The organism is Hymenobacter agri (assembly GCF_054778495.1).
This window is the reverse complement of sequence record NZ_BAAGZM010000728.1, coordinates 1-1,888: the sequence shown is the minus strand read 5'-3', so window position 1 is coordinate 1,888 and position 1,888 is coordinate 1. Positions and strand designations below refer to the sequence as shown.

Below are 1,888 nucleotides of genomic sequence, written 5' to 3'. Positions count from 1 at the left end.
GCCCGGCGGTTGGGCGGTGTTTGCGCAGGATATGCTGCCGGCCCCGCGGCACCGCAAGGCCAACCCGCTGGCCAGCGAGGCCCAGCGCGCCTTCAACCACCAATTGGGCAAGCTGCTGCAGCCCGCGCCAGCCGAGGGCAGTAGTCTGCCCGTAGCAACTGCGGAACCCGAAGTACCAACCACCCCGGCGGTGCTGGCACCAACGGACTCGGAAGAGAAATACCACGCCCTGTTCACGTCCATCGACGAGGGGTTTGCCATTCTGGAGCTGCTGTTCGACGCCGCCGGCCAGCCCGTGGACGTGGTGTACCTGGAAACCAACCCGGCGTTTGCGCAGCACGTGGGGGCCGACCTGCGGGGCCACCGCCGCTCCGAGCTATTTGGCGGTGAGCAGCAGGGTTTGCTGCTGGCCCGCTACGCCGCCGTGGCCAGCACCGGCCAGCCCCTGCACCTCGAATACTGCATGCACAGCCTGAGCGACCAATGGTTTCAGTTGACCGTGACGCGCATTGGCGGCCCTGGCAGCCGGCAGCTGGGGGCCTTGTTCCGCAACATCACCCGGCGGAAGCGCCACGAGCTGAACCTGGCTTTTCTGGCCGACCTGAATGCCGACTTTGCGCCGGCACTCAGCGCCGAGCAGGTGATGGCCCGCGTGAGCCAGCAGCTGGGCACCTATCTGCAGCTCTCACGCTGCCACCTGGCCGAGGTCGACGTGCCGACGGACTCCTTCGTGGTGACGTTTGACTGGCATGCCACGGCCGCCCAGTTCCCGTCGATACTCGGGCCGCACCCCATCGACCAATACCTCACGCTGGCCGGCCGCCACCATTTTGCCGCGGGCCTGCCGCTGGTACTCACCGGCCAGGAGCCGAACCCGCTGATTAGTGCCCGGTCCGGCACGCTGGCCACGCTGGGCTTTGGCTCGTCGGTCGATATCCCGCTGCTGCTCGACGGGCAGTGGCGCTTTCTGCTGAGCGTAGCCCGGCCCGGCCCGGGCCCCTGGCGCCCCGACGAAATTGACCTGCTGCAGCAGCTGGCCGCCCGCCTGCACCTGCGCCTGGTGCGGGCGCAGGCCGAAACCGCCCTGCAACAGGCTCACGACCAGCTGGCCGACGTGCTGGAGCACACCCACGATGCCTTTTACGCCCTCGATGCCGAGCTGCACTTCCGCTACGTGAATTACCGGGCTGCCCAGCTTTGGAACCAGCCGGTCGGGGCGCTCACGGGTGCCGTGTACTGGGAGGCGTTCCCGCAGGTGATTGGCAGTGAGGTTTATCATCGCCACCAGGAAGTGCTGCGCACCCGGCAGCCGGCCCATTTCGAAACCCTGTCACCCATCCTTGGCATCTGGATAGAGATGAGCATCTACCCCGGGCAGCAGGGCGGCCTGTCGGTGTTTTTTCGCGACATTTCGGCCCGCCGCCAGGCCGAGGAGCGGCAGGCGTTTCTGCTCCAACTCAGCGATGCGCTACGCACGGTGGCCGACCCGGTGGCCATTCAGGAAACGGTGACGCACCTGGCGCGGCAGCATTTCGGTGCCGACCGCTGCTACTACTATGAGATTGAGGGCGAGCTGGCCATCATCCGCCGCGATGCTTCGGCCGAGGGGCTGCCGCCGGTGGCCGGTGCCTACCGGCTGGCCGATTTCGCGCTGCTGCGGGCCGCCATTGCGGTGGGCCATCCCTTTGCCGTGCACGACACCCGGACCGACGCCTCGGTTGATGCCAGCCTGCGTGAGCTGTGCGAGCAGCTGCACATCCGCTCGCACCTGAGTGTGCCCATCATCAAAAACGACTTGCCTACCGGCGTGCTGTGCCTGGCCCAGCGCACCCCGCGCGCCTGGACCGCTGCCGACGTGACCCTGGCTGCCGAAGTAGCCGACCGCACC

At 67.6% G+C, this 1,888-nt stretch carries 1 protein-coding gene; it reads left to right on the top strand.

Going from position 1 to position 1,888, the window contains the following annotated elements; all coding sequences use genetic code 11:
• On the top strand, window positions 1-1,888 hold a 1,888-nt coding region (locus tag ACYVDE_RS21475), incomplete at both ends, for a GAF domain-containing protein (protein WP_460503581.1).